General features: G+C 66.7%; 13 protein-coding genes. 8 read left to right on the forward strand and 5 right to left on the reverse strand.

Annotated elements, in window-relative coordinates; all coding sequences use genetic code 11:
• Positions 1 to 118: 118 nt before the first annotated feature.
• From rpmG to QZZ33_RS01985, 5 genes are all read left to right on the forward strand, one after another.
• Positions 119 to 283 (forward strand): 50S ribosomal protein L33, encoded by a 165-nt coding sequence (gene rpmG / locus QZZ33_RS01965; protein WP_226095626.1) that lies wholly within the window; start codon positions 119 to 121, stop codon positions 281 to 283.
• Positions 284 to 386: 103 nt separating this feature from the next.
• Complete coding sequence (locus QZZ33_RS01970; protein WP_291377796.1) at positions 387 to 1,394, forward strand: endonuclease/exonuclease/phosphatase family protein; 1,008 nt, start codon at positions 387 to 389, stop codon at positions 1,392 to 1,394.
• 66 nt (positions 1,395 to 1,460) lie between these two features.
• Positions 1,461 to 1,910 carry a MaoC family dehydratase N-terminal domain-containing protein gene (locus tag QZZ33_RS01975; RefSeq protein ID WP_291377797.1) on the forward strand — a complete coding sequence of 150 codons (450 nt, stop codon included), beginning with the start codon at positions 1,461 to 1,463 and terminating at the stop codon, positions 1,908 to 1,910.
• Positions 1,907 to 2,338, forward strand: coding sequence for a MaoC/PaaZ C-terminal domain-containing protein (locus tag QZZ33_RS01980; RefSeq protein WP_291377798.1), 432 nt, complete (start codon positions 1,907 to 1,909; stop codon positions 2,336 to 2,338). Before QZZ33_RS01975 ends, QZZ33_RS01980 begins: the two co-directional genes overlap by 4 nt.
• 141 nt (positions 2,339 to 2,479) lie before the next feature.
• On the forward strand, positions 2,480 to 3,952 hold the full coding sequence (locus QZZ33_RS01985; protein ID WP_291377799.1) for an NCS2 family permease: 1,473 nt from the start codon (positions 2,480 to 2,482) through the stop codon (positions 3,950 to 3,952).
• Between the two features lie 60 nt (positions 3,953 to 4,012).
• Here QZZ33_RS01985 and QZZ33_RS01990 read toward each other — a convergent pair whose 3' ends face one another.
• Positions 4,013 to 5,068: a LacI family DNA-binding transcriptional regulator gene (locus QZZ33_RS01990; protein WP_291377800.1), complete on the reverse strand. Its 1,056-nt coding sequence runs from the start codon at positions 5,066 to 5,068 to the stop codon at positions 4,013 to 4,015.
• Positions 5,069 to 5,214: 146 nt separating this feature from the next.
• Between QZZ33_RS01990 and QZZ33_RS01995 the strand changes: the two genes are divergently transcribed.
• Together QZZ33_RS01995 and QZZ33_RS02000 are read left to right on the forward strand one after the other, a co-directional pair.
• Positions 5,215 to 6,573: an MFS transporter gene (locus tag QZZ33_RS01995; RefSeq protein WP_291377801.1), complete on the forward strand. Its 1,359-nt coding sequence runs from the start codon at positions 5,215 to 5,217 to the stop codon at positions 6,571 to 6,573.
• A 5-nt stretch (positions 6,574 to 6,578) separates the two neighbouring features.
• On the forward strand, positions 6,579 to 7,676 hold the full coding sequence (locus QZZ33_RS02000) for a UDP-N-acetylmuramate dehydrogenase (protein ID WP_291377802.1): 1,098 nt from the start codon (positions 6,579 to 6,581) through the stop codon (positions 7,674 to 7,676).
• A gap of 144 nt (positions 7,677 to 7,820) precedes the next feature.
• On the opposite strand, the gene QZZ33_RS02005 is transcribed toward QZZ33_RS02000, so the two are convergent.
• The 4 genes from QZZ33_RS02005 to QZZ33_RS02020 all read right to left on the reverse strand — a co-directional run bounded on the left by QZZ33_RS02005 (position 7,821) and on the right by QZZ33_RS02020 (position 13,281).
• Positions 7,821 to 10,349, reverse strand: a complete 2,529-nt coding sequence (locus tag QZZ33_RS02005) for an ABC transporter permease (protein WP_291377803.1) — start codon at positions 10,347 to 10,349, stop codon at positions 7,821 to 7,823.
• A 6-nt stretch (positions 10,350 to 10,355) separates the two neighbouring features.
• Positions 10,356 to 11,108, reverse strand: coding sequence for an ABC transporter ATP-binding protein (locus tag QZZ33_RS02010; RefSeq protein WP_291377804.1), 753 nt, complete (start codon positions 11,106 to 11,108; stop codon positions 10,356 to 10,358).
• 163 nt (positions 11,109 to 11,271) lie between these two features.
• Positions 11,272 to 12,012, reverse strand: a complete 741-nt coding sequence (locus tag QZZ33_RS02015) for a response regulator transcription factor (protein WP_291377805.1) — start codon at positions 12,010 to 12,012, stop codon at positions 11,272 to 11,274.
• A complete protein-coding gene (locus QZZ33_RS02020) occupies positions 12,013 to 13,281 on the reverse strand; it encodes a histidine kinase (RefSeq protein ID WP_291377806.1) in 1,269 nt (422 codons plus the stop codon).
• A gap of 159 nt (positions 13,282 to 13,440) precedes the next feature.
• Here QZZ33_RS02020 and QZZ33_RS02025 point away from each other — a divergent pair, with 159 nt between their 5' ends.
• Positions 13,441 to 19,485, forward strand: a complete 6,045-nt coding sequence (locus QZZ33_RS02025) for an Ig-like domain-containing protein (RefSeq protein ID WP_291377807.1) — start codon at positions 13,441 to 13,443, stop codon at positions 19,483 to 19,485.
• Positions 19,486 to 19,487 lie beyond the last annotated feature (2 nt).

The raw sequence follows: 19,487 nt of genomic DNA on the forward strand, positions 1-19,487 counted from the left end.
AGAGCACACGACTCATAATCGTGGGGTCGCGGGTTCGAGTCCCGCCCTCGCTACAGGTTCCATCGATTCGGATGGGCTGACACGCGCGAGCGTGAACAACAAGGCAGGGAAGTCAATCATGGCTAAGAACGACATTCGTCCGAAGATCACGCTCGCGTGCACAGAGTGCAAGAACCGCAACTACATCACGCGCAAGAACCGCCGCAACACGCCTGACCGCGTCGAGCTCGCGAAGTTCTGCCCCAAGTGCGGAAAGCACCAGCCCCACCGCGAGACCCGCTAGTCTCGCTCACCTCGTAGACGCCCGTCCGGCCCGTGCCGCGGCGGGCGTCTCGTTCTTCTGCGGCGACGGTCGCCGCCGAGCCGCGCGTGTCACACTCGGTCACATGGATGAGACGGCCGACGCGCCACCGACGGCCACGGACGACGCTGCGGTCTCCCGGCGACGGCGTCGCGCCGGTTGGCACCTGTGGGTGTGGTGGCTCGCGCTGGTGGGCCTCGTTGCCGTGCTGGTCCCGGTGGTCGCGCGGCTCACGGGTTGGGAGGCGGGCCCGCTCGCATGGCTCGTCGCGCTCATGCCGTGGGTGACGCTCGCGTGTGTGGTGCCGCTCGTGTTGGCCGTGCTCGCCAGATCGTGGTCGCTCTCGGTCACCGCTGCCGCCATCACATCCCTGGGTGTGGCGTGGATGGTGCCGCTCTACGTTGCCGCGCCCGCGGCGGGCGATACCGTGCTGACGGTAGCGACGCTCAATCTGGAGTACGGAGAGGCCGACGCCGACGCCGTGGTGCGGCTCGTCGAGGACTACTCCGTAGACGTGCTGGCCGTGCAGGAGCTCACCCCTGCTGCAGTGACGCGCTTGCGTGACGCGGGTCTCGAAGAGGTGCTGCCCCAGGCGGTGCTAGCCCCCGAGCCCGGATTCAAGGGAACCGGGTTGTGGTCGCGGCTTCCGCTCGCAGACCGCCAGATCGTCGATGCCCTCAGCGCGCGGGCGGTCCGCGCGCAGATCACGGTCGAGTCCCGGGCGCTTGCCGTGTACGCGATCCACCCTGAGGCGCCCGCACTTCGTAGCCATCAGCGCTGGTCGGAAGACATGGACCGGCTCGCCGCTCTACTTGGCGATGTCACTGGCGGCGTCATCGTGGCGGGTGATTTCAACACGGCCCGCGACCATGCGGCGTTCCGGCGGCTCGAGGGGCTCGGCTACGCGGATGCCGCTGACCAGGCCGGGGCAGGGTTCCAACCCACGTTCCCAGAAGGCCGAACGATCGGGCCCCTCGTAGCGATCGACCACGTCATGACCCGCGACGCCAGCCTGGTCGCGAAGACGCTCGACACAGTCGCGATTCCCGGCACCGACCATCGGGCGTTGGTTGCCGGGTATGTGGCGGACTAGCACTCAGCTTCGCCATATGCCGTGCGATGGTGCCGTCCGCATCGTCCCTTTCGATAGGGTTGGTGCGTGCCTGTGAATCCAGAAACCCAGGGCCGCTCGTACGGCCCGTTCGAGCCGTACGAGGTGACTCGTGGGGCGATCCGCGCCTTCGCCGACGCCGTCGATGCCCGTAGCGGCGCTCACTTCTCTCCGGAAGTGGCGCGAGCCGAGGGGTACGAGGACGTTGTGGCGCCTGCGACGTTTGCGGCGATCATCGCCCAGAAGGCGGAGTTCCACGTCGTAGCCGATCCCGAGGTGGGGGTGGACTTCTCCAAGGTGGTCCACGCCGACGAGCGCTTCACTCATCACCGGCCCATCGTCGCGGGCGATGTGGTGCGCGCGAGCGTCATCATCGAGTCGATCACGCAGCGCGCCGGCATCTCCATGGTGACCAGCCGCGCCGAACTGACGGATGCCGACGGGGTGCCGGTCACCACCGTGATGTCCACCTTGGCCGTGAGGGAGGACCAGTCATGAGCGAAGAGACCCTTCCCGCCTTCTCCTCCCTCAACATCGGCGACCAGGTAGCCGGGCGCGACGTGGAGGTCACGCGCGACACGCTCGTGCGCTACGCGGCCGCTTCAGGAGACTTCAACCCGATCCACTACAACGACGCCTTCGCCCAGCAGGTGGGTTTGCCTGGCGTGATTGCCCACGGCATGTTCACCATGGGCATCGGCGCGTCCGTTGTCGAGGAGTGGGCCGGCGCCGGCAACGTCGTCGATTATCAGGCTCGCTTCACACGCCCTGTGCCCGTTCCCGCGCTCGGGGCGGCCACCGTGAGCGTGACGGCGGTGGTGGGCGCTCTCGATCACGAACTCCAACGGGCGCGCATCGACGTGACCGTGACCTTTGAAGGCGCCAAGGTGCTGGGCAAGGCGCAAGCGATCGTCGACTGCGCGTAGGTGCTTCGGGCTTTGCGGCCCAAGCCGCAAGGAGCTTTGACCGATCTGCACGCCTGACTTGTAGGAACCCTCCAACTCACCACGCAGTGTTTTGACGCCGTGGAAGTGCTCTTGAGGGCTGGGCACTGCCACGATTCGGGTATGGCAACTGCATCAGAGGAGAAGACGGGCTTCGCAGCGAAGCTCGACACCTATTTCTCGATCTCCGCAAGGGGATCGTCGTTCGGTCAAGAAGTCCGCGGTGGACTCACGACCTTCTTCACGATGGCTTACATCGTGGTGCTCAATCCCCTCATCCTCGGCTTCGTGCCGGACAAGGCGGGCAACTACCTCGGCGGTGGCACCGAGCCGAACCTGGGCATGATCGCGGCCGCAACGGCGCTGATCGCTGGCGTGCTCACGGTCTCGATGGGTGCGTACGCCCGATTCCCGCTCGCGCTCGCGACGGGGCTTGGGCTCAACGCCTTCGTCGCGTACGGCCTGGTGGGCTCTGGCGCGCTGTCGTGGCCAGAGGCGATGGGACTCATCGTCCTCGAGGGTGTCTTGGTCCTCATCCTGGTGCTCACCAGGTTGCGCCTGTCGTTCTTGGTGGCCGTTCCGATGGCCCTCAAGAAGGCCATCGCGGCTGGCATCGGCCTGTTCCTCGCGTTCATCGCGTTCTGGGACTCGCGCTTGGTGAACGACCCCGGCTCAGACTCGGTGCCGTCACAATTCGGCGAGGGCGGTGCCATTAATACGTGGCCGACTCTGCTCTTCGTCGTCGGCATCGTGGTGGGCGGCATCCTCTTGATGCGCAAGGTCAAGGGTGCACTGCTGATCTCGATCGTCGGCATGACGGTCATCGCCTTCATCATCGAGGCCATCGCCAAGGTGGGCTCCGCTGCGGACAACCCTTCGGGGTGGGCGCTCGTCGTCCCGACGTTCAAGGATCAGGACTGGAGCTTCAGCCCCGACCTTGGCCTGCTCGGTCAGGTCAGCGTGTTCGGTGCCTTCACCTCAGGCCCCGCCGTCATCACCGTCCTGCTGCTGATCTTCTCGCTGTTCGTGGTCGACTTCTTCGACACGATGGGCACCATGACCGCAGTCGGTGAAGAGGCGCACCTCAACGACGAAGAAGGTGTTCCTGCCAACTCGCAGCAGATCCTCATTGTCGACTCGATCGGCGCGATCGTGGGTGGTGCTGGTGCGGTGTCCTCCAACACGGCGTACATCGAATCGGCCTCCGGCGTGGGCGATGGCGCGCGCACTGGCCTGGCTTCCGTGGTGACAGGTCTCGGCTTCCTCGTGGCGGTGTTCTTGTCGCCGCTGGCCAACCTGGTGCCATTCGAGGCTGCCACACCGGTCCTGGTCCTTGTCGGCTTGATGATGCTGGCGGGCGTTGTCGACATCGACTGGAAGGACTACGGGATCGCGATCCCTGCGTTCCTGACGATGATCGTGATGCCGTTCGGCTTCTCGATCGCCGCAGGCATCGGGATGGGCTTCATTGCGTACGTCATCCTGCAGGCAGCAAAGGGCAACGCCAAGGGAGTCAAGCCGCTCATGTGGATCGCGGCCGGCGCCTTCGCGGTGTACTTCGCGCTCCCCGCGCTCCAGACTGCTTTGGGTCTGTAACTCCACTCACCTCACTACCGTCGGGGCGTCGTCCGGGAGACCGGGCGGCGCCCTTCGGCGTTACTGGGGGGCGCGTGCGGTGCTGTTGCCGACGCGGATCTCGAGGGGCAGTTCGATGACGGGGGGCTCGTCGCCGTCGAGCAGCGCCTTGACGCCTTGAGCGATGAGGTGGCCCTTCGCGGCGCCGTCCTGGGGAACCGTGGTGAGGTCAAGGGGCTGCAGCCACGGCAAGTCGAGCCCGTCGAAGCCGGTGATCGAGACGTCATCCGGCACGCTCAGACCCAACTCGCGGGCGGCGAGCACCACCCCGCCGGCGAGCAGGTCCGACTGGCACACCACGGCGGTGGGCTTGGACGGGTGGCTGAAGGCGAGGTGGCCGGCTGCGACGCCTTCTTCCACCATCGACGCACCCGACTCGATGACCACGCACGGCTCGATCCCAGCATCCTCGAAAGCCGCCAGGCGGTTGCGCGTCGGCGTCCAGAGCGCGCCTGCCAACAGCTCGCCCTCGTAGATTCCAGTGCCCTTACGTCCGCCCCTGGGGAGCGTCACGGTGGCGATGCGCTCATGGCCCAGTTCCATGAGGTGTCGGATGAGGTCAGCGGTCGCGCGGCGGTCGGGGATCGTGATGGCGGCCGCTCCCGGTGCCGTGCCCTCGACGATCGCAAAGGGCAGTTCTCGGCGGGCAAGGATGTCGAGCGCAGGCTCGTCGTGGTCGCGCACGCGCATGAGTACGGCGGCATCCATGGAGGCGGTGGCGAGCAGATTCGGCTCCGTCGAGTCCTCAGACGGCGAGGGCAGCAGGAGAACGCCCTGGCCCATCTCACCGAGGTCGCCGATGAGGGCGTCGAGCACGCGCAACGTGAAGGGGTCCCTGAACGCGAAGTGGAGGCGCTCATGAATGACAAGCCCCACCACCCTGCTGCGCCCGGATCGCAGGGCCTGCGCCTGCGGCGACGGACCCGCGTAACCCAGTTCTGAAGCGGCTCGCTCCACTCGCGCGCGCATGTCAGGCGAGATCGGTCCGGCACCGGAGTAGGTGAGAGACACGGTCGACAGCGAGACGCCTGCGAGCGAGGCGACGTCGGCCATGGTGGGCCGGCGCTTTGCGCTCATGGACTACCCCTTGTCAGGTGCGGTGAGATGGGACGTTGCAGGTGGAACTCTCAGCGTACTGGCACCATGGTAATCTCAGTTCGAAACGTTTCGACTTCTAGGTGGGTAGCGCGCGATCCGCGGCCCGCCTTCTGGGGCAGGACACCATGGTTCCGACTTTCGGTCACGCGCCGACCACGTCTCCCTCCGCTGAGCGGGTGCGGACGGCGCATCGCGCACTCCTCGTGACGTTCGCGGCACTCGGCATGCTTCTGACCACCTTCCTGTCGCGCATCCCCACCATCCGCGACCTGCTGGGCGTTTCCTCGGCAGGGCTGGCGATTCTCCTGCTCTTCGGTGCGCTCGGCGCCTTGGTTGCGTTGATGGCCGCGGGGTGGGCCAACGCCAGATTCGGCTCGCGCGCACTGCTGTGGTGGGCCAGCATCGCGCACCTGGCCGCGCTCGTCTCGCTCGGACTCGCGACCGCAGCAGGCTCGCCCGTGTTCTTCGCGACCGCCTCCTTCTTTGTGAGCCTCGCGTTCGCCCTGTCCAACGTGCCAGCCAACGCCGAGGCCGCCGAGGTCGAACGCCACGTCGGCCGGTCGATCATGCCCCAGTTCCACGCTGGCTTCTCGGTGGGCATGGGCATCGGCCTCGCGCCGGGAGCGGCCGCATCGCACTGGCACGTCGCTCCGGCGTGGCACTTCGCCATCGTCGCGCTCGCGGTCACCATGGTGCGCCTTGCCGTCATTCCCCTCGCGGTCCTGGATGGCACGCCCGACCCGAGGGTGGCTTCGCAATCCCTCGGCGGACCGTTCGCCACCGCGGGAGCCGAGTACCGCAACCGCAGGGTGTTGCTCATTGGCGCCATCGTGTTCGCCGCGGCCATGACAGAGATGATCGCCGCCCAATGGCTCTCCCTCGCTGTGGTCGACGACTTCAGCCAACGCGAGTCGACCGGCGACATCATCTACTGGATCTTCGTTGCCGCGATGTTCACCGTCAGGATGTCTGGCGCTGGCATCATCGACCGGCTCGGCCGCGTCGTGACCCTGCGTGCCTCCGCCGTTTTTGCCGCGGTCGGCGTCGCGCTCTTTGCCTTCACACCGACGTTCTGGCTGGTGCCTCTCGCCGTCATTCTCTGGGGAGCAGGGGCAGCGCTCAACTACCCGATCGGCTTTTCCGCCGCCGCCGATGACCCCCGTCACGCGGCGGCGCGCGTTGCGGCCGTCTCGTCCTTCTCCACGGTCGCTGGCCTGATGGTGCCGCAGGCGATCGGACAGATGGGGGAGTGGATTCCGCTCCGACATGCCATGCTGCTCGTCGTGATCGGCTCCGTCGCGTCGTTCGTGTTGGCCAGGGCCGTGCGTGCCGACCGGAACCTGTTCCGCTCACGTCGTCGCCAGGAGCGCAGCGTCGGCGTGGGGCTTCTCGGCCGTCGCGCGTCAGATCCCGCCGCCGTCATCGACGCCGCGGGCGAGGCCATTCCGATGCACAGAGGCGACGAGGGCTCGCGGCTACGCTAAGGCACATGACCACGCTGGCCGACCTCACCACCCTCAGGGTTGGGGGTGAGGCGCGTGAGTTCCTTGAGCCCGAGTCCGATGACGAGGTGATCGAGGCGGTGCGGGCGGCCGACGCCGCCGGTACTCCCGTGCTCATCCTTGGCGGCGGCTCCAACTTGCTGGTGTCGGACGCGGGCTTCGACGGCGTAGTCGTCCGCGACGCGAGACGCGATGTCGAGGCGCACGTGGCACTGCAGAATGACGGCTCGTGCGGGGGTCTGACGATCACCGCGGGTGCAGGCGTGCCGTGGGATGCGCTCGTGGAACGTGCCGTGAGCTCGCAGTGGTCGGGGTTCGAGGCCCTCTCCGGGATCCCAGGGTCGACCGGTGCGACCCCCGTGCAGAACGTCGGCGCCTATGGGGCGGACGTCTCGGAACTCATCGCGCAGGTGCGCACGTGGGACCGCTCGACGCAGTCGGTGCGGACCCTTCCCCTCATGTCGCTCGGCTTCTCGTATCGTGACTCGGTGCTCAAGCGGTCGATGCACGGCGGTGCCGACGATGGTGCGGTCTGGGCGCCGAGCCCTCGCTTTGTGGTGCTGTCCGTCACGTTCCACACCCGCATGGCGTCGCTGTCGGCGCCCGTGCGGTACGCGCAGCTCGCTGGCGCGCTCGGCGTCGAGCTGGGCGCGCGCGTGCCGATCACCGAGGTGAGGGACGCCGTGCTCGCGCTGAGGCGTTCCAAGGGCATGGTGCTCGACGATGTTGACCCCGACACCTGGAGCGCGGGCTCGTTCTTCACCAACCCCGTGCTCGACGCCTCGGCCGCCGCGGCTCTCGACCCTGACGCACCGCGCTTCCCCGCAGGCCCCCACGCGCCTGAAGGCTCGATCAAAACCAGCGCGGCGTGGCTGATCGAGCACGCTGGCTTTGGCAAGGGCTTCGCGGTGGGGGACGACGCCAGGGCCGCCTTGTCGACCAAGCACACCCTTGCGCTGACCAACAGGGGCGGGGCGTCGGCCGATGATCTGGTGTCGCTCGCCCGCGTGGTGCGCGACGGGGTGCGCGAGCGGTACGGCATCTCACTGGTGCCCGAGCCCGTGTGGGTGGGCGTCGAGATCTAGTCGCGAAGGTGCGCTATGCGCACAACAGGCCCGGACTTGTCGCGTGCACCATGCGCCATGTGCGGCCTGCACGCAATCGGCGCGCGCCCCCGACGCGCGAAGGGCCCGGACCGAGTGGTCCGGGCCCTTCGCGCAGGGAATCGACTATCCGTCGGCCGCGATGGCCTTCAGAATGTCGAGCCTCGAGGCACGCCACGCGGGCCAGATGGCCGCGATGACACCGGCGATCATGGACAGCACCGTGTAGATCGCGATCCACACCCACGGCACCACCACACGCTCGAAGCCGTACTCGGCGAGAGCGTTGACGAGTGCCGCGCCCAGGCCAACCCCCAGGATGATGCCCAGCAGGGTTCCGAACACGGCCATCACGACCGACTCGAGCGTGATCATGCCCCACACCGCCTTGCGAGTGACGCCGACTGCGCGCAGCAGGCCGATCTCGCGGGTCCGTTCGGTGACCGACAGGAGCAGCGTGTTGGCCACTCCCAGGATGGCGATCAGCAGGGCGGCACCCAGCAGGCCAGAGATCACGGCCAACAGGATGTCCAGGGCCTGGTTGAAGAACTGCTCGATCTCTTCTGGCGACTGGGGCATCACCAACGGGAAGTCCTCCTTGAGGTTCTCGTTGACGGCGTCCGTCGTTGCCTCGAGATCGGCACCTTCGTCGAAGTCAACGAGTGCCTGGATGATGTCGGGCTCCCCGACCAACTGTTCGCCGACTGACCAGTCCACGATCAGCGGCTGATCGCCCTCCACCAGGTACAGGCCGGTCACCTCAAGGGTTACGGAGCCTTCGGGTCCCTCGACCGTGATCTGGTCGCCTACCTCGTATCCCAGCGCCTCGACGCTCGCATCGATGAAGACACCCTGTCCCAGCTCGGTCAGCGGACGGTCGGTTTCGAGTTCGAACACTCCATCAATCTCTTCAGCATCGACGATGCCCATGAAGAAGTTCTCGCCATCCACGGAGGCTTCGCCGAACCCGTAGCGGGCAACCTTGTTGACGCCTTCCGTCTCGGCGATGACGTCGACGGCCCCTTGCGGGATCAGCGTCGCCTGACTCATGACGATCAGCTCAGCCTTGTTGGTAGCGAACTGTGAGGTGAACGTGTCCTTGACTGACTCCGTGAACGTCGCCACCAGCGCCAGCAGCATGACACCAATCATCAAGGCCGCGGCCGTGTTGGCCGAGCGACGCGGCTCGCGGTGAATGTTGTTCGCGGCAAGCTTGCCGTTGACACCCCACAGCTTCGACAGCACGCCCCGCAGGCCATACGCGAGCGGAACGATCACCTGCGCGGCGAGCAGCGTGACGCCGAGCACGATCAGCACGGCCCCTGCGCCCACCCACCACGCGGGCCTGGGAACCGAGCCATACAGGCCAATCAACACGCCAGCGACACCCAACAGGGTGAGCGCGCCGCCCACGATGTTGCGTCGCCGTAGCGACTTCTTGCCGGCAGTACCGGCCTCGCGGAGCGCCTCCATGGGGGAGATGCGCGAGGCGTGGATCGCGGGGAGCAACGCCGCAATGACCGTCACGGAGACGCCCAGCGAGTAGCTCCACAGCACCGCCTTCACTGGCAACACGAGCGTGCCAAGGATGTTGCCGCTGAAGGACTCGACCAAGGCACCACCGGCGAGAGCGAGGCCCCAACCAGTCAGGATTCCCGCCGTCGTTCCGACGAGGCCGACCACCACGGACTCGACAAGGATCGAGTTGCGGATTTGTGAGCCCTGCGCGCCGATCGCCCGGAGCAGTCCGAACTCCCTGGTGCGCTGGGTCACGATGATCCTGAAGGTGTTGACGATGATGTACGCGCCAACGAACAGGGCCACGAGTCCAAAGATCAACGCGAACACATCCACGATGTTGAGCGCCTCGTTGAGTGAGTCGATCTGTTCCGCAACCTTGTCTTGCGAGGTGATAGCACGCGTACCGTCGGGCAGGAGGGGAGAGATCGCGTCCACGATCGCGTCGGGGTTCGCACCGTCTTCTGCCACCACTTGAATGTCGCGGAAGCCCTCGACCCCGCCAGCAAGTTCGCGCACCGTCGCCTCGTTGGCATACATGAGGTTGGCGGTCTGGAGCTCGTTGTTCTCGCCAAAGCGAATCGAGCCGGTGACGGTGAGCTCCTGCACGCCGTCGTCCGTCGCGATCTTGACCGTGTCGCCGGGCGCCAGCTCGAGCTTCGCGTAGGTGTCGACGTCGACCACGACGTCGCCGTCGGCCGACGGACCCGCTCCGTCGACCAGGGTGGAACCGTCGATGTCGGGAATCCCGTACCAGCCGTACACCAGCGTGGGTGCGCCCATGCCAAGCGGTGCATCACCGTCGGCGTTGAGCACCATACCCGTCTCGTAGGCAACCGAGCCTTCGGCGTACAGCACGCCATCCACCTGCTTGACGGCGGCCACGTCATCGTCTGAGAACGGGCCTTGGGCGTCGCGCGCGGTGAACTCGCCCTCTTCGCCCTCGGCTGGAGCCTCCTCGACGATCACGTCGACGGAGCTGTAGATGTCACCGAACAGGTCGGTGAAGCCGCGCGAGAGCGCGGACGTGAATGTCAGCGTCGCGGCCACGAGCGCGACGCCAAGGGCGACGGCAAAGGCCGTGAGAATGAGCCGCTTCGGGTTATGCCGAACCGACTTGAGTGCAAGTCTCAGCATCAGGAATCAGTGCCCCATCTGCTTCATGCGGTCGAGCACCTTTTCTGCGGTCGGCTCGCGCATCTCGTCGACGATCTTGCCGTCTTCGAGGAACAGGATGCGGTCGGCGTACGACGCGGCGGTCGGGTCGTGCGTCACCATCACGATGGTCTGGCCGAACTCCTTGACAGCACGACGCATGAAGCCGAGCAACTCTGCACCTGACTTCGAGTCGAGGTTTCCTGACGGCTCGTCGGCAAAGATGATCTCGGGCCGCGCCACGAGCGCGCGCGCCACGGCGACGCGCTGCTGCTGGCCGCCGGAAAGCTCGGCAGGAAGGTGCGTCAGACGATCCCCTAGGCCGAGGATGCCGATGATCTCGTCAAACCACTCCTTGTCAACCTTCTTGCCTGCGATGTCCATGGGCAGCGTGATGTTCTCGCGGCCGTTGAGCGACGGGATCAGGTTGAAGGCCTGGAAGATGAAGCCGATGTAGTTGCGGCGGATCTCGGTGACCTGGGCCTCTGAGAGGTGGGTAATGACGGCGTCAGCAATCAGTGAGGTGCCGGCCGTGAGGCGGTCGAGTCCCGCGAGGGTGTGCAGCAGGGTCGACTTGCCGGACCCGGACGGGCCCATGATGGCGGTGAACTCGTGGCGCTTCATGTCGACGGTGACGCCGTCGAGTGCGCGCACCGCGGTGTCGCCGAATCCATAGTCCTTGTACCCGTCGCGCATTGCTGCCGCTACCGGCGTCTGCGCGGGTGCTTCCATGGTGGTCATGGGGGGTGCCTTTCGTGATGTTGTGTCAGAAGATTCCGGACTCAGTGTGGCGAAGGTGGGGCCCTCGGGGCATCGGCCATGGGGACGGTTGTGGCGGATCGTTCTTGAGGACGATGCCAGGGGAAACCCCGAGGCACGTCCCCCATGCGGGTGGGGGAACGACCTACGGCCGGGGCAGGACGATTCCAGAGTCGTATGCCTCCACCACGGCCTGCACGCGGTCCCGCACTCCCAACTTAGTGAGGATATGGCTGACGTGCGTCTTCACGGTGGTGTTGGAGACGAACAGCTCCTTCGCGATCTCTTGGTTCGACATGCCGCGCGCCATGAGCTGGAGCACTTGCACCTCCCTGTCGGAGAGGTCGCCGATCGCCTCTGGGCTGGGGACGTAGTGTTCGGGCTCGCTCGCGGCGTCTGGAGCCGCTGCGGGGGCGACTGAGATGGGCTCGGAGGCGTCGCCGCTGTCGTGGATGTTCTTGACGGGGCCCCGCGCAAACTGCTCGATGACGCGGCGTGTCACCTCGGGCGCAAGCAACGCCTCGCCCCCGGCGACGATGCGCACGGCGTTGACCAGGCTGTCGCCGTCGGCGCTCTTCAACAAGAAGCCAGAGGCGCCGGCGCGTAGGGCGCCGTACAGGTACTCGTCGTCGTCAAAGGTGGTGAGGATGACGACGCGCACATCAGGGGCAACCCTGAGTACCTCTCGCGTTGCGGCGAGGCCATCCATGCCCGGCATGCGGATGTCCATGAGAACCACGTCCGGACGGTGCTCCGCTGCTCCTGCGATCGCGTCCTCGCCGGACGCGGCCTCGCAACACACCACGATGTCGTTTTCTGACTCGAGAATCATCTTGAGGCCGACGCGCACCATCTGCTGATCGTCGACCAGTCCAACTCGGATCACCTAAGTCTCCTGTTCCTGCGCGGCACGTTGGCTGACCACTTGGTCGTCTGTGACGGGTAGCACCGCGTGGACCCGATAGCCGCCGCCCTGCCTGGCGCCCAACTCGAGGCGTCCGCCGAGCGCCGCCACCCGCTCCTTCATACCAGCCAGACCGTTTCCGCCTGACGACGAGACAACGTCGGAGATCACGCCTCTGCCGTCGTCCTCCACCGTCACGGTCACGGCGTCTCGCCGACGGCGCACCGTCACGCTCGCGGTGGCGCCGGATCCCGCGTACTTGAGGGCGTTGGTGAGTGACTCTTGAATGATCCGATACGCGCTGAGTTCGACCCCAGCGGGCACGTGGGTGGTGCCCGCGATGGCCAGGCGCACGGGCAGCCCCGAATCCTCGACTTGCTTCACGAGGGCCGGGATGGCCGCGAGCGACGGCATCGGAGCCAGGTCGTCCTGATCGGTGGTGCCCACCAACGCGGGTGCGCGGGTGCGGCCAGTGAGCTCGGCCGCCTCGTGCTCAAGCTCTCGCTCCGACGTGCGCAACACGCCAATCATGCGTTGCATCTCGGCAAGCCCCTTACGGCCCGAGTCCGAAATCGTGGCAAGCGCGCCGGCCACATCTGCATCGGTCTTCGCAACGCGTCGCCGAGCTCCCTCCGCCTGCAGCGTCATCACTGTCATCTCGTGCGCGACCACGTCGTGCAGTTCGCGCGCGATGCGGGCGCGTTCGGCACGCACGGCGTCGGCCGCAGCGATCCTTGCTGCCTGTTGCCTGCGCTCGGCGGAGAGCTCGTACTCGGTGAGCCTTTCTCGGCGCTTGCGCTCCGTGAGGCCGAAGAGGATCGGGACGATGACTGCCAACGCCACCGACGCGGGCGCCGTCCACGGCACGAAGTCGGTAGCGAAGACGCCAACCATGGTCCAGCCGAGGACAAGGCCAGCCACACTTCCGCCATGGAGAAAGGCCTCACGCCGAGGAAGCGATGCGCCCACGGTGTACAGCGCCACGAGAAGGGGGAAGAACGACACCTCCGCGGGGTAGCCGATTCCTGAGGCGACCGACCACAAGCTAGCGACTACCCACAACACCGTGCGGGGAGCGACCGAGCGCCATGCGAGCGGCAGCGCTTGAGCGATCACCAGGACGTAGCCCCACGTGTCGAACTCCCGGTAGTCCAGCTCGACATCGCTCGTCACCGCGTGCGCCGACAACACCGCAAGGGCGGCGAAAGCGATGGCGATCGCCGCGTCACCCCCGCGTTTCATGGTCGCCATGCGCCCCAGGCTAGTCCCGTGCCGCACGATGGCGCCTCGGTCGTGAGGATGAGAGGACGTCTCCCGGGTCGCCCTCCAGGAAGACATGGGGAAAACTGCCCTATTCCCCGGGCACCATGACGCGCTATGGTGTCCGAGTCTGAGGGAAACGGGGGGACCATGGCTTTGTTGGCGCGATTGAGCGAGCGGCGCAATATCGCGTCTGGCGCGGTCGTGACGATGTCCGCCATGACGCTTGGCGTGTTCGCCTTTCTCGATGACGGCGTACCAACTACGGACGTCGAGCTTCACGATGGCGGCGTGTGGTTGACCAACGAGTCGGTGCTCATGGTGGGCCACCTCAATCACCAATCGCGCACGCTTGACGGCGGGTACCGCACCACCACCGGACAGTTCGACGTGGCCCAATCAGGCAACACAGTGGTGGTACACGATTCGGCCAATTCCACGGTGGCGCTCGTCGACGCCGCCACCCTCACGGCCCCCTCGCTCACGGCCATGCCCGCCTACGCCGAGTTTGGGTTGGGTGCCGACACTGCGGCCGTGCTGGACCCGACGGACGGGCGCTTGTGGGTGATGCCTGCCTCACGCCTGCCGTCCGTCGACCTTGAGGCGACCACGCCCGTCGCCGAGGTGGGCGCAGACGCCGCGCTCGCGGTTGGCCCTGACGGCCTTGTCGCGGCGGTCTCAGCCGTCACCGGTGAGGTAGTGACCGCGAGTCTCGATGGCCCGCTCGTGAGCACAGAGGATCGCGGGACACTCGAATTGCCCGAAGACGCCGAGGCGACCATCACCCTGGTAGGCGACCGTGTGGTGGTGCTCGACTCCTCGACGGGCATTCTCCACATCGATGGGACACAGATCGAAGTCCCTGAGGGCGCCGTGCTTCAACAGCCGTCTGCCGCGGGTGCCGCCGTGTCGCTTGCCTTTGACGACGGATGGTGGAACCAGCCCCTGGACGGCGCCGAAGCAGTGACCAATGACTTGCAGGCCGTCGGAACTCCAGCCGCTCCCGTGTCCCTGCAGGGATGTGTGTATCTGGCTTGGGCGGGTGCAGGCGAGTTTCGCCGCGACTGCGCGGACGATGCCTTCGACATCGGCGCGAAGATCGACGGCGCACTGCCCAGCGCGAAGTTTGTGTTCCGTGTCAATCGCAATGTGGTGGTCCTCAATGACTCCGTGAACGGCACAGGGTGGCTCTCGTCCGACGGCATGGAAAGGGTCGAAGACTGGGAGTCGCTGCTACCCCCGCCGGACGACGACCAGGACTTCGAGGAGTTCGAGGAAGAGGACGAACTGTCTTCGCTGCCGGAACGCAGCGAAGAGAACACCCCTCCGGTGGCGGAGGACGACCACTTTGGCACGCGCGCTGGCCGCACCACCGTGCTGCCCGTGGTTGACAACGACTACGACCTCGACGGCGACCTCCTCACGGCCGTGGTGGTCGACGCCACGGGCGTGCCTGGGCAGGTTCAACCCATTCGGGATGGGGAGGCCTTCCAAGTGGTGTTGCCCCCAGAGGCGACGGGCACGGCGACGTTCACCTACCGCATCAGTGACGGTCGCGGCGGAGTGGACGACGCCACCGTGACGATCAGCATTGCGGGCGAGGGCGAGAACACGGCTCCCGAACCGCGCCGTCGGTCACGATTGGTCATGGAGGCGGGAGCGACCGTCTCCTACCAAGTGCTACCCGACTGGGTCGACCCCGAAGGCGACACGCTGTTTCTGCGCAACGCGACAGCGCCAGCCCCTCACCGCGTCGAGTTCACCCCCGACGGCCGTGTGAGCATCACTGCCGACCCAGATGTCACGGGACCGTTCGACGTGGACGTGACGGTTTCGGACGGCATCGAGGATTCGACGGGCACCGTGCGCGTGGACGTGTGGCCCTCGAAGACGTTGCCGCCGCAGACCAACTCGGACCACGTCGTCACCTCGGTGGGGCGGCCCGTCCTGGTGAGCCCGCTGGGCAACGACATGTCGCGATCGGGCAAGCCGTTGCGGCTCGCGAAACTTGACGAGGTGCTGGGCGTCTCGATGGTGCCCGACTACCTGAAGAACACCTTCACCTTCTCGTCCGATGCCGCAGGCACCTACTACATCCAGTACCTGGTGACCGACGGCGCCACCACGGCCCCTGGCCTGGTGCGGGTTGACGTGTTGCCGGAGGTCGACGCGACCCTGCCGCCCATCGCAGTGTCGGACGTCGCGCTCGTTGCTCCCGGTGAGGACACCCTGGTGGACGTGCTCGCCAACGACTCCGACCCAGGCGGGCGAGTGCTCGTCATTCAGAACGTCGAGGTGCCCGAGCGGTCTGGCCTTCGGGTCGCAGTCCTCGAGCATCGTCTGGTGCGCGTCACCGACATCGGTGGCCTCAAGGAGCCCGTGACGCTGAGCTATCTGGTGTCGAACGGCACGGACACGGCCCGCGCTGACATCACCGTCTTGCCGATCGCGCCCTCTGACGTGACCTTGCCGCCCGTGGCGGAGGACGACGAAGTGGTGGTCCGCGTCGGCGATGTCGCGACCGTCGACGTCCTGGACAACGACACCCACCCGAGCGGCGACGAACTCACTCTCGTGGGCCTCGGCGAGCCGCTCGTCGACCCGGCGATGGCCGAGGTGTTCGTGTCTGACAACGTGTTGCGGATCAGGGCAGGCGATCAAGCGGGCACGGTCACGGCCTTGTACGACGTCGGCGACGAGCACGAGCAGCGTGATAGCGCCCAGGTGAAGATCAGGATTGTGGGGGCCGACGAAGGGAACACCGCGCCGCGGCCCACCGATGCCGTGGCGCGCGTGCTCGCGGGCAACACCGTCCGCATCCCCATCGCGCTCGAGGGCATCGACCCCGATGGCGACTCGGTGGTGCTCGAGGGCCTCGCGACCGCGCCAGAGCTTGGCAGGGTGGTGCAGCAGGGAGAAGACTGGATCGTGTACGAGGCCTACGCGGACTCGCAGGGCACCGACACGTTCGAGTTCGAGGTGCGCGATCGGCTCGGAGCCTCCGCCAGGGGCTCAGTGGTGGTGGGCGTGGCGCCCATGCGCGGCTTCAACAATGCCCCCGTGGCCTTGCGCGACGAGGCCGCCACGAGGGCGGGCCACTCCGTGTCGGTGGCGGTGCTTGAGAACGACACCGATCCCGACTCGGACGTCATCAGCCTCTCTCCAGAGATCGAGGCCCCTGCGGGCGTCGAGGCGGAGGTGCGGGGGGAGCGGGTCGTGTTGAGCGCCGAGGAAGAGGGCCAATACACGCTGCAGTACACGATCACCGACGTGTTTGGAGCGTCGAGCGCTGGCACCATCCTGCTGACGGTCGATGACGCGCTTGAGCCAGTCCCGCCCATCGCCCGCGATGACCGGATCGCGGCCGCCGATGTCGAGGATGACGGAACGGTCGACGTCGACGTGCTCGCCAACGACGAGGACCCAGACGGCGTGACGTCCGCACTCACGCTCACCGTGGCGGATGACACCGCGGTGGTGAGCGGCCTGGGAGTCGTCACGCTGCAACTCACCGACGTGGCGCGCATCGTCACCTATACGATCACCGATGGTGACGGCTTGAGTTCCTCGGCGTTCGTCATGCTTCCCGGATTTGGCACCGCCAGGCCGCAACTCATCAGCGCCGCCCCCATTGAAGTGGTCAGCGGCGAGACCAAGACCATTCGTCTTGAGGACTACATCCTCACGGCGAACGGCAATCCGCCGCTCGTCACCCGAGCGGAAGCGGTCAGGGCCGCTCACGCCAACGGCGACGACCTCGTCGTCGACGAGGAGACGTTGCAGTACACGTCGACTGACGGGTACTGGGGAAAGGATGCGATCACCGTCGAAGTGACCGACGGCCTCGCGGTCGACGATCCGGAAGGCCGAGTGGCGGCGATCACCATCCCCATCACCGTGCTTCCGGCCGGCAATGAGCCTCCCTCCTTGCGCGACGCGCGCGTCGAGGTAACCCCTGGAGAAGAGCCCACCGTGCTCAATCTCGGCCTGCTTGCCTCCGATCCCAACGAGGACGACGTCCTCACGTTCGCGATTACCGGCGATGTCGCGGAAGGCTTCACGGCGGCTGTCGAAGGCGACGCCCTGATGGTCTCGGCCGACGCCGACGTCCCCAAGGGCACGCTCGCCGACCTCGAGATCGAGGTGTCGGACGGGGTAGCCGCCCCGGTTCCCGGCCTCGTCAGGGTCGCGGTCACGAGCGCGAGCAGATCGCTGCCGGTAGCGAACGACGACTACGTTGACGACGCCAGACCAGGCGCCGAGATCCTCGTCGACGTGACCGCCAACGACTTCAATCCGTTCCCCGCCGAACCCCTGACCGTGGTGTCGTATGGCATCGAGGCTGGCGTTGGCGAGGTGCTCATCGGCGAGGACGGACTCCGGATCACTCCGGGAGTCGCTTTCCACGGCACGCTCCAGGTGCGCTACACGATCGAGGATCGCACCCGCGACGCGGACCGCCAGGTCGAGGGCCGCGTGTTCGTGACCGTGGTCAAGGAGCCGGACGCACCGGTGAAGCCGGCGATTCGGTCCGTCGAGGATCGCACCGTCGTCCTGGAGTGGACCGCGCCAGGGAACAACGGCGCACCGATCTCCCACTACACGGTGCGTTCTGATCAGGGCACGGAGACCGACTGCACCACGACGATCTGCACCATCGACGGGCTCAGCAATGACGTGGAGTACCGCTTCACGGTGACCGCGACCAACCGCGCGGGCGAGTCCGCCCCCTCGTCTCCTTCCGACGTGGCGCGCCCAGATGTCCGGCCGGAGCAGCCCTCTGCGCCGTCCCTCGCGTTTGGTGATCGTGCGCTGTCCGTGGCGTGGACCCCTGCCGTCAGCAAGGGATCTCCCATCTCCGGCTACACGCTTGAGATCTCGCCGCCGCCTGTCGCCGGGCCGTCGCAAGTGCTCAACGTATCCGGAACGTCCTACGAGTGGAGTGGCCTCGAGAACGGCGTCGCCTATCAAGTGCGAGTGCAGGCGCACAATGATGCCCCCGAGCCCTCAGCGTGGTCGGAGTACTCGGGCACCGAGGTGCCAGCTGGCCCGCCGGTTGCCCCGGCCAAGCCCACCACCCAGCGGTTGGCCCCGGTAGGCAACAGGGCGCAGCTTGCGGTGGAGTGGACCGAGCCTTCAGGCAACGGTGACACCGTGTCGTCGTACACCGTCACGGCGCTGCGAGGCGGAGCCGCCGTCGCGACGGCCGAGGTGCCAGCGGGCGTGTACTCGCGAGCCTTCGAACTGGCGACAGACGACGTGGCGTACACCTTCACCGTGGTCGCCCACAACAAGGCGGGCGCCTCTGACCCGTCGCCTCCGTCGGATCCGCGGCGTGCCTTCGTAGCGCCCGGCACGCCCACGTCGGTCACGGCGAGCCCCGGCGATGGCAACATCACAGTGGGCTTCAACCCAGGTCCCCGGAATGGTGCCGACGCGGCGTGGATCAGCTACGAGTACCAGTTGAATGGCGCGGGCACATTCAAGGCGCTGCCAGCAAGCGGCGTGATCGGTTCCCTGTCGAATGGCTCGTCGTACACGGTCAAGCTGCGTGCCACCGCCACCGCCGACGGCGTCTCGTACACCGGCTCCGAATCGGCGGCGTCGGCCGCGGCCGTGCCGTACGGCATTCCGCCTAAGCCCAGCGTGTCCGCCGCAAACAACAGCGGCACCGTGCGCTTCACATGGTTGGCCGCCACCACCAACGGACGGCCCATCACGACGCTCCAGTACAACATTGATGGCAATGGTTGGGTGTCCGGCGCGATCTCGGGCGGCTCGGTCAACGCGCCGTCGGCTGGCGGCACCCACTCCATTGATGTGCGTGTCCAGGACTCCGAGGGCCAGTGGAGCCCGATCGGGGAGGCGTCCCTCACCATCAACCCCGAGGTGACCATCTCCCGCGGGCCGCAACGCACCGACGTGTGTTCGGAGGCGGCCAAGTGCTACTACTTCCACTGGGAGATGCGGTACTTCCCCGCGAACTACCAGTTCCCGTATGAGTGCCGGAACTCCGACGGAGCGTTCTCGTCGGGGACCATGCCCTCGTTCAACAAGACCAATGGGAGCGGTAGCGCCTCGTTTAACTACTGCTACTCGGGTCCTGCGGCCCAGAACCCGTGGGACACCCCGTACTACGTTCGCGTCCAGTTGCCCAACGGCACCTGGGTCAGATCTAGCGACTCCGGCTGGTAACC

This window comes from Demequina sp., assembly GCF_016278775.1.
In the GTDB taxonomy this organism is placed as follows: Bacteria; Actinomycetota; Actinomycetes; order Actinomycetales; family Demequinaceae; genus Demequina.

Bases quoted from the DNA above. Each gene is read 5' to 3' on its own strand.
- QZZ33_RS01995 (WP_291377801.1), top strand. From the start codon at position 5,215: ATGGTTCCGACTTTCGGTCACGCGCCGACCACGTCTCCCTCCGCTGAG.
- QZZ33_RS01980 (WP_291377798.1), top strand. From the start codon at position 1,907: ATGAGCGAAGAGACCCTTCCCGCCTTCTCCTCCCTCAACATCGGCGAC.
- QZZ33_RS02000 (WP_291377802.1), top strand. From the start codon at position 6,579: ATGACCACGCTGGCCGACCTCACCACCCTCAGGGTTGGGGGTGAGGCG.
- QZZ33_RS02025 (WP_291377807.1), top strand. From the start codon at position 13,441: ATGGCTTTGTTGGCGCGATTGAGCGAGCGGCGCAATATCGCGTCTGGC.
- QZZ33_RS02010 (WP_291377804.1), bottom strand. From the start codon at position 11,108: ATGACCACCATGGAAGCACCCGCGCAGACGCCGGTAGCGGCAGCAATG.
- rpmG (WP_226095626.1), top strand. From the start codon at position 119: ATGGCTAAGAACGACATTCGTCCGAAGATCACGCTCGCGTGCACAGAG.
- QZZ33_RS02005 (WP_291377803.1), bottom strand. From the start codon at position 10,349: ATGCTGAGACTTGCACTCAAGTCGGTTCGGCATAACCCGAAGCGGCTC.
- QZZ33_RS01970 (WP_291377796.1), top strand. From the start codon at position 387: ATGGATGAGACGGCCGACGCGCCACCGACGGCCACGGACGACGCTGCG.
- QZZ33_RS01990 (WP_291377800.1), bottom strand. From the start codon at position 5,068: ATGAGCGCAAAGCGCCGGCCCACCATGGCCGACGTCGCCTCGCTCGCA.
- QZZ33_RS01985 (WP_291377799.1), top strand. From the start codon at position 2,480: ATGGCAACTGCATCAGAGGAGAAGACGGGCTTCGCAGCGAAGCTCGAC.
- QZZ33_RS02020 (WP_291377806.1), bottom strand. From the start codon at position 13,281: ATGGCGACCATGAAACGCGGGGGTGACGCGGCGATCGCCATCGCTTTC.